This is a genomic window from uncultured Methanobrevibacter sp. (assembly GCF_947166415.1).
Classification (GTDB): Archaea; Methanobacteriota; Methanobacteria; order Methanobacteriales; family Methanobacteriaceae; genus Methanocatella.
In genome coordinates, this window is the sequence record NZ_CAMVEE010000047.1 from 1 (window position 1) to 7864 (window position 7864).

Consider the following 7864-nt stretch of genomic DNA (forward strand, 5'->3'; position numbering starts at 1 on the left):
TGGTACTTCTTCTTGTGTTTTCAAAATTTCAAATTCGCTTTTGGTATAATTATGCTTGGAATATTTATGACCATGGATAATACTATTATTTCTTGGTTCGGTTTTATTGATATTATTATATTCGTTATCTAAAGTAAATTTAGGAGATAATTTTAATAATTCTTTTTTTTTAAGACTTGGTTCAGTATATTTAGCCAATTCTTTACTTACAGGAATTGATACAGATTTTTTGATTGGAATATTTAAATGATTTATAGTTTGAGTACTTATGGTACTTTCGTTGGTTTTTTTATTGGTTATATTATTTAGTCCATTTGGAATATTATTTTTAATGCTTTCTATTCGGTTATTGTTCATTATAAGTATCAGCCTGATTATCACTGAAAGTGCATTTTACAGCATTTACTGCAGAAAGTTTAGGCTTTTTGGAATATTTGAATCCATATATTGCTCCTCCACGATTTTTTGCAACGTTTTGTGTGAAAACACATTTTTCAATTGAACCTTTGTAGTACTTTACAGTACTTTTCCAGTTGCCATTTTTATCATAACTACCTGACAGTTCATGGAATCTGAAATAAACTGCACCACCGTAGATTGAAGCCTTATTTTTAGTGAATTTGGAGTTTTTAAGATATAAGTTTTTGGCAGCATACACTGCACCACCCACTTGATCAGCCTTATTTGAAGTGAAAGTAGATGAATCTATGTTAATGTGGGAAAATGCATAAATTGCACCACCTGCACGTCCTAATGCAACATTGTTTGTGAATTTGCAGTTGCTTATCTTATCAGTGCCAAATTTAATGGAAACATCATTCAATAAAGCGGAAATGATTTCATTTTCATTGACAAAGCTTACAATATCGTTTAGATTGAAATTCAGTTTATTGAGATAAGCACTCATATTCTTAACATAGGAATCAACAAGCTTAAGCTCTGAGTTGACATTTTTAACATGTGCAGCGATAGCCTTAAGCTCGGAATTCATATTTGCAATACTATTCTTCATGCTGACAAAATATGAAGCGAGGTTCCCAAGATTAAAATCACCGCTTAAAATATTTAAGCTCATGTTCATGACATTGGACTTCATGCTTTTGAGATGGGAAACAATAATCGGGTCGCTATTATTGACATATGCGCTGAACTCATCAATATATGCACTGATGTTATCGACAAGAGAAGCCATACCCACAAGATAATCAATAACCTTGATGTCAGTGCCGTTCATGATTTGAATTTTGCTATCCAAATTCAGGGAGAAAATTGCACCTCCACTGCCATTAGCAGTATTCTTATTGAAATTGCTATTTTTGCAGTTTAAAGATCCTACAGAACAGATTGCACCGGCAGTGGTGTCGGCATAATTCTTTTCAAAGACACATTTGTTAACTGTCAAATCTGCAAAATTCAATATTGCTCCTCCATAAAACTTTGTGAAACCGTTTTTAAAGACTATATTGTTTAAAGTAATCTTATTGTTTTCCCCAATGCCAAATAAGGTAAATAAAATTCTTGATTTTGACAATCCGTTTAATGTATGGCCATTTCCATTAATGGTCAAATTTTTAGCAATAAGAATTCCATGAGGGTTGTTGAACGCATTATCATAACTGTAATCCTTTTCTAAAGTTATTGTAGCACCATCAAGAGCACCATCAATTAGATTCTGTAATTCAGTGAATGTTCCTTTATCACTAGTGGAAATCAAATCATCTTGAGATGCAGTTATTACCTCCTCGTCACTGCTGGAAATAATATCGCCCTGGGATGCAGCGATTATCTCTTCATTAACCTCATTGACTTGATTTTCATAAGTAGCTATCCCAGTATCATTAGCATCACTTGCTACAACGCAGGAAATGCTGAATAATATGCAACAAAGCAATATTGTAAAAACAACTACATTTCTTTTAAAATTCATGTGAAAACTCCTTATCATTTAAAATCATATACTATTTTTATTTTATGAGTATATATTTGTTAGGTGAAATAATGAAAAAAAGATAGTTTTGGCCAAATATGAAAATAGTTTTATATTAATTTAATAAAATATATACTATGAAGGTTAATATTTGAGTATTAATTATTATTTAATATTTTAATGGATTATGACTAATTAAAGAAAACAAACACATGCTTTTGATTAGTAAATTTCCAAATATTTAATTCTTCTTAATAGTTTAAATAAAAACAGAGGTTTTAAATGAGCAGGAAAGATATTGGCAAAATTGCTGAATTAATGAAAAATGATTTTAAAAGTGCATTTGCCAACCCAATCGTGACACTATTATTAATTGGGATAGTTATTCTGCCTTCACTTTACGCGCTTATCAATGTTGAAGCGTGCTGGGACCCTTATGAGAAAACGGACAATGTGCCGTTTGCAATAGCGAACCTGGATAAGGGAGCTGATTTTGAAGGCACTAAGCTAAATATTGGGAATGAACTTGTTAAAGATTTAAAAAACAATTCAAAATTTGATTGGACATTTGTAACGGAAGATGAACTGCGAAAAGGAGTTAATGACGGAAGCTATTATGCTGGAATCGTAATACCCAAAAATCTGAGTGAGAATATCGTTTCGATTGCAGGCGATGACCCGAAACAGGCAAAACTTGAATATGTCGTGAACATTAAGGCAAATCCTGTTGCTAACAGATTGACTGATGCGGGCGCTAATGCAATATATACTTCGCTTAATGCAAAAATCGTTGAAATTATAAACCTTGCAGCATATGGTAAACTCGGAGAACTGCAATCAGGTCTTGCTTCAGGAGCCAGCCAACTGTCAAGCGGAGGGGCTCAACTTCAATCTGGCGCATCACAGGTATCTTCAGGAGCTGCCCAGGTATCTTCAGGAGCCAGCCAAATTGACAATGCGTCAAAAACGATTGACGGATATTCATCACAAATTCAGGAAGGAGCGAATACCGCAAGCAGCGCTGCAGAAACAATTCAAGAGGGCTCAGAAGAAATTCAAGGGTCAGTGGATCCATCATTAATGCCTGACGGACCTGTAAAAGATTATGCACAAGGAAATGTTGAACTTGCAAACGGCAGCAGCGAACTTGCCAAAGGTTCAGCAGAACTTGCAGAAAAATCTAGTGAACTGGCACAAGGATCTGCAGAACTTGCAGAAAAATCAGGAGAACTGGCACAAGGGTCAGTGAGCCTTGCAGCAGGTGCAGAATTACTTTCAAATGCGGCTGCACAAGCATTATTCACAGCATCATCAGGATTAGCATCATCCGCAGATTCACTTTCAGCAATAACCGGAATCAATGAAACCCTGCTCGGAGATTATTTCTTCGCACCAATAAAATTAGACAGGCATGAAGTATTTCCAGTCCCTGATTACGGATCTGCAGTAGCACCATTCTACATCGTATTGTCAATGTGGGTCGGAGCTTTGATTACCTGCGTTCTTATTGAGCCGAAATCAAGTGTAGGAACTCCATATTCCCCATTTGAGATGTATACCGGAAAACTTTTAATTTATATAATTTTAAGTATACTTCAAGCATCCGTGACCCTTATTGGAGCATTACTTTTAGGTGTTTATGTCAGCAATTACCTTCTGTTTATATTATCGGCAATATTGGTATCGGTAGTCTTTATGATTTTAATATATTCCATAATTTCCGCCGTAGGTACTGTCGGAAAAGGTGTTGCCGTGCTTCTTTTGGTATTCCAAATATCCGGAACCGGAGGAATCTATCCAATTGAAATCATGCCTAAATTGTTCGAAACAATTAGCCTATATCTGCCAATGACTTATGGAATTTCATTAGTGCGTGAAGCACAGCTTGGAGTGGTCTGGTCAAATTATTGGCCTAGTTTGATTATTCTTTTAGCTATCGGTATCGTTACAGTCATCATATGTCTGATTATTAAGGAAAAAGCAGATGAGGCATCACATTACTTTGAAGAAAAATTAGAAGAAAGTGACTTGTTTTAGAAGTTGTTTATCAACTTCTACTATTTTTATTTTTTTTACAGATCCAAAACATCCCTGTCAGGGTCAGCATTTTTGAAGAGATTTATCTTAACATCGCTACGCCAGGTGAATTTCAAAAGCCCCGCATGGATTATCTCCAAATCATCATCCGAAAACCCATCCAAATAGTAGATTTTGCCCCTATGGCCGACATTCATCAAAAACCTAATAAGATGCCTGTAAACCATGATAGAAAAGGGTTTATAAACCACGATATCATCGTTAATGTATTCAACTAACTTTTCAATTTCAAAAATGTCAGGAGTCAACACTTCAACATCACAGTTCGGGAACTTTTCCTGGATAATTGTTTCATAATCCACAGTATCACCTATTAATTAAATATTAGTTTATTCAATATTAAGATTATGGCAAACAAAAATGTGGAGTTAATGAGGGGAGAACCTGAAAAGGCTGTTAAAAAGCTAGCCATTCCAATCATGATTTCAATGATTTTAACCGCATTGTACAATATAGTTGACGGAATATGGGTAGCTGGACTTGGACCGACAGCAATTGCAGGAATAGGATTTGTAACACCTATATTTATGGTGTTGAATGGAGCGAGCGTGGGACTTGGAAACGGTGCAACAAGTAGTATCTCAAGATTTATTGGGGCAAAAAATCGTGAAATGGCCACCAAATCAGCAACGCAATCATTGTTTATATTTTTAGTGGCATCAATTGTATTGACAATCGTTTTTATAATAATACAGGAGCCCTTGCTTAGAAGCTATGGCGCTACCGGACAAACATTGAATGAAGCAGTTGCTTATGCCACACCATTATTCTTAGGTTTGGTTGGTCTGATGTTTGGAAATGGTTGCAGCGGAATCCTTCGTGGCGAAGGGGACATGAAACGTGCAATGTATGTTGTTGTGGCCACTGTCATTCTGAATGCAACCCTTGATCCGATATTCATATATACATTCGGATTAGGTTCAGCCGGTGCATCACTTGCAACAGTAGTCAGCTCCGCCATTTCAGCAATAATAATCCTATACTGGATTTTAATCAAAAAGGACACATACATTGATGTTAGCCTTAAAAACTTTAAATTCGACTCAAAATTATCAAAAGACATCCTTAAGGTAGGAATCCCATCTGCACTGGATATGCTCATTATGGCAATTGCAATGTCAATTTATTTGATTGTGATAGCAATTATTGGCGGAGACTACGGAATCGCCACATTCACCTCAGGACAGAGATTGTACCTATTTGCAATAATGCCTCTAACAGCAATCGGGTCTGCAGTTATTGCAGTATCCGGAAGTGCTTATGGTGCAAAAAATGGAGATTACCTGTCAAGAACACACAAATATGGTGCTAAATTTGGTCTCGCTTTAGGAACTGCAATAACATTAATTCTAGTAATATTTGCTACACCCCTAGCTACAATTTTTGCATATACTCCTGAAACCGCAAGTTTAGTGCCTGGAATTGTAGAGTACCTCCAAATCGTATGCCCATGTCTAATTTTAACAGGAATCGGAATTCCTTCAAGCTTTTTCTATCAGGGAATCGGAAAAGGAATTTACAGCTTGATGTTTACGATACTGAGGGAAATCCTATTTGTAGTTCCTTTAATTTACGTATTAGTATTCATATTTAACTTTGGTCTTGTCGGAATCTGGCTAGGATTATGTATTGGAAGAGCAATTGCAAGTGTTTTAAACTATTTCTTTGCAAGATACGAAATTAAAAGGACACGTGCCAAATTTGGAAATTAAGAGTTTAACTCTTATTTCACTCTTTTTTCATTATAAAAACCAACACCTTCTTTTTTTACGCATCACAGATATTCCATTTAGTCATACATTCTTTATTAATTTGATTTATATTTAATCACCACAATGTTATTGAAAATGAAATTTAAATTTTTTTTACATCCACACAACAATATTGTTATCATCACCTAAAATTGATTTAACCTTATTAAATTGCTCTAAAAAAGAACATAACCATTTATAAACTTCCAATTCAAATATAACTAGTGCAAATTAAATTTCAAAGGTTATAATATGAATAAAAAATATGACAAACTAAAAACCGAATTCATTAGAGAAACATTTAAAGACAAAAGAAAAATAAGATGCTGCGTCAGTGCAGAGGAACTGCAAATTGATGAAAACATTCACCAGGGCGGAGACATATTTATTACAGAAGATGGAGAATTCATCGATTTGGAATTCCAGGAAAGGGATTTTGATGAAGAAGAGCTTGCAAATTATGTCGAACTTGCCGAAGACATATACGATAAACACCACAAGCCAGTTTCAATTTATATAATCTGTCCCGACAACATTGACGTTTGCGTCAGGGAGTTTACAATAAAATCCGAAGCTGATTTTACAATCAAACTGGCAAAGGTTGAGGACAATCGTGCTGAGGACATCTTGAACAGGATAAAATGCAAAATGAGAAACAGGGAAATGCTTGATGAAAAAGACCTCCACGATCTTGAAATTTTGCCTTTAATCTGCAAAAAAAATGCAATGTCGTCAACTTAATTTTTTCTAAAAATTCTTATTTTTCTTTTTATTAGTATATTATTACTTTATTGATAATATATAGTGTGTATCTTTGTTATTTTTTAAAAATAATATTTTATTGTTTGTTTTTGTTTGTTTAAATAGTTATTTGTCTTTTATTATTCTGCAAGCAGTATAGTTCTAAACTAATTTAATTGCTACGCTATTCATTTTGCTTGGTGTTGGTGAAAATTTCTTTAATTTTTAAATGGTTGATATTCATGTAAGTATAGTTTTTATTAAAAGTATTTATGCTTTAAAAATAGATTTTGAGAGTAATACAAAGTTTTATTAAGGATTGAGGGAATATTATATATTATGCAAAAAAATAACAAACCCTCAGTACTATATTGGGGAAAGAAACTAATTAACTTTTCTATTTTCATCCAAAAAATAGAATTTAAGAAACTTGTTGTTAAATCTTTGAAAAACAGAAAAAACATCGATTTTAATGTTATTTCTTCCCAATATGGTGTTGTGATGCTTTATGTTTTACTATATTAAAAATACGTTTGACAATATTGTAAAACCTATTGATAAATATGTTATTGGAGAAAATAAATTTACAAGAAACAGTAAATTTTCATTTAAGGATTATGTGATTTTCCTTTGTTTTAACAAAGGAACCTCCAATCAGGCAGATCTTGAAGACTTCGTCGAAGACAATTTCACAACAGATATCCAACAAATAACAAGACAAGCATTTTCCAAACAACGAACATATATCCATCCAATCGTATTTAAAGAAATAAGCAAACAATATCTGCTTGAAATAAATTATCACAAAAATTACGACTTTTTTAAGACTTATAAAGGATTTAGATTGTTTGGTGGTGACGGATCTGATTTTGAAATTCCAGATTTTGAAGAAGTTCGAAAGGAATTCCAAATCAAAGACACAGAAAAATACAGAAAACCAGCTCAAGCCAAATTTTCATCAATAATGGACTTATTAAACGGATTTATACTCGATGGAATCATAGGTAACTACAAACAGGCAGAATTACCACTAATGCACAAAAACATAGAAAATATCCAAGATTTAATCACACCAGAAAAATCAATTTTCATTTTTGACAGAGGATACAACGCAATGGAACTATACGCCAATATAATGTCCCTGAATAGTTATTTTATCGTCAGATTAAAAGATAAAAACTATATCGACGACAGATACAAAATAACAGAAAACGACTCAGAAATACAATTAGAAATCACAAAAGACAGACTCAAAAAATTCCACAATAAAACCCTAAAAGAAAAATACAGCAAAATAAAACACTTAAATTTAAGAATACTAACAATAACACTAGAAAACGGAACAACA

7 protein-coding genes are annotated in these 7864 nt (G+C 33.6%); 4 read left to right on the top strand and 3 right to left on the bottom strand.

What is annotated here, in order from left to right:
- On the bottom strand, nucleotides 1-357 hold a 357-nt coding region (locus Q0W25_RS08535), incomplete at its 3' end, for a hypothetical protein (protein ID WP_298521155.1).
- On the bottom strand, nucleotides 347-1927 hold the full coding sequence (locus Q0W25_RS08540; protein ID WP_298521157.1) for a hypothetical protein: 1581 nt from the start codon (nucleotides 1925-1927) through the stop codon (nucleotides 347-349). The genes Q0W25_RS08535 and Q0W25_RS08540, both read right to left, overlap by 11 nt.
- Nucleotides 1928-2209: 282 nt before the next feature.
- Between Q0W25_RS08540 and Q0W25_RS08545 the strand changes: the two genes are divergently transcribed.
- On the top strand, nucleotides 2210-3964 hold the full coding sequence (locus tag Q0W25_RS08545; protein ID WP_298521159.1) for a YhgE/Pip domain-containing protein: 1755 nt from the start codon (nucleotides 2210-2212) through the stop codon (nucleotides 3962-3964).
- A gap of 35 nt (nucleotides 3965-3999) precedes the next feature.
- On the opposite strand, the gene Q0W25_RS08550 is transcribed toward Q0W25_RS08545, so the two are convergent.
- Complete coding sequence (locus tag Q0W25_RS08550; RefSeq protein WP_298521160.1) at nucleotides 4000-4326, bottom strand: hypothetical protein; 327 nt, start codon at nucleotides 4324-4326, stop codon at nucleotides 4000-4002.
- 45 nt (nucleotides 4327-4371) lie between these two features.
- Here Q0W25_RS08550 and Q0W25_RS08555 point away from each other — a divergent pair, with 45 nt between their 5' ends.
- The 3 genes from Q0W25_RS08555 to Q0W25_RS08565 form a co-directional block, all read left to right on the top strand.
- The gene (locus Q0W25_RS08555) at nucleotides 4372-5736 is read left to right on the top strand and encodes an MATE family efflux transporter (protein ID WP_298521162.1); all 1365 of its coding nucleotides are present in this window, start codon (nucleotides 4372-4374) and stop codon (nucleotides 5734-5736) included.
- A 291-nt stretch (nucleotides 5737-6027) separates the two neighbouring features.
- The gene (locus Q0W25_RS08560; protein WP_298521164.1) at nucleotides 6028-6516 is read left to right on the top strand and encodes a hypothetical protein; all 489 of its coding nucleotides are present in this window, start codon (nucleotides 6028-6030) and stop codon (nucleotides 6514-6516) included.
- A 508-nt stretch (nucleotides 6517-7024) separates the two neighbouring features.
- Nucleotides 7025-7864, top strand: an 840-nt coding sequence (locus Q0W25_RS08565) for a transposase (protein ID WP_298521166.1), incomplete at its 3' end; no start/stop codon positions are given.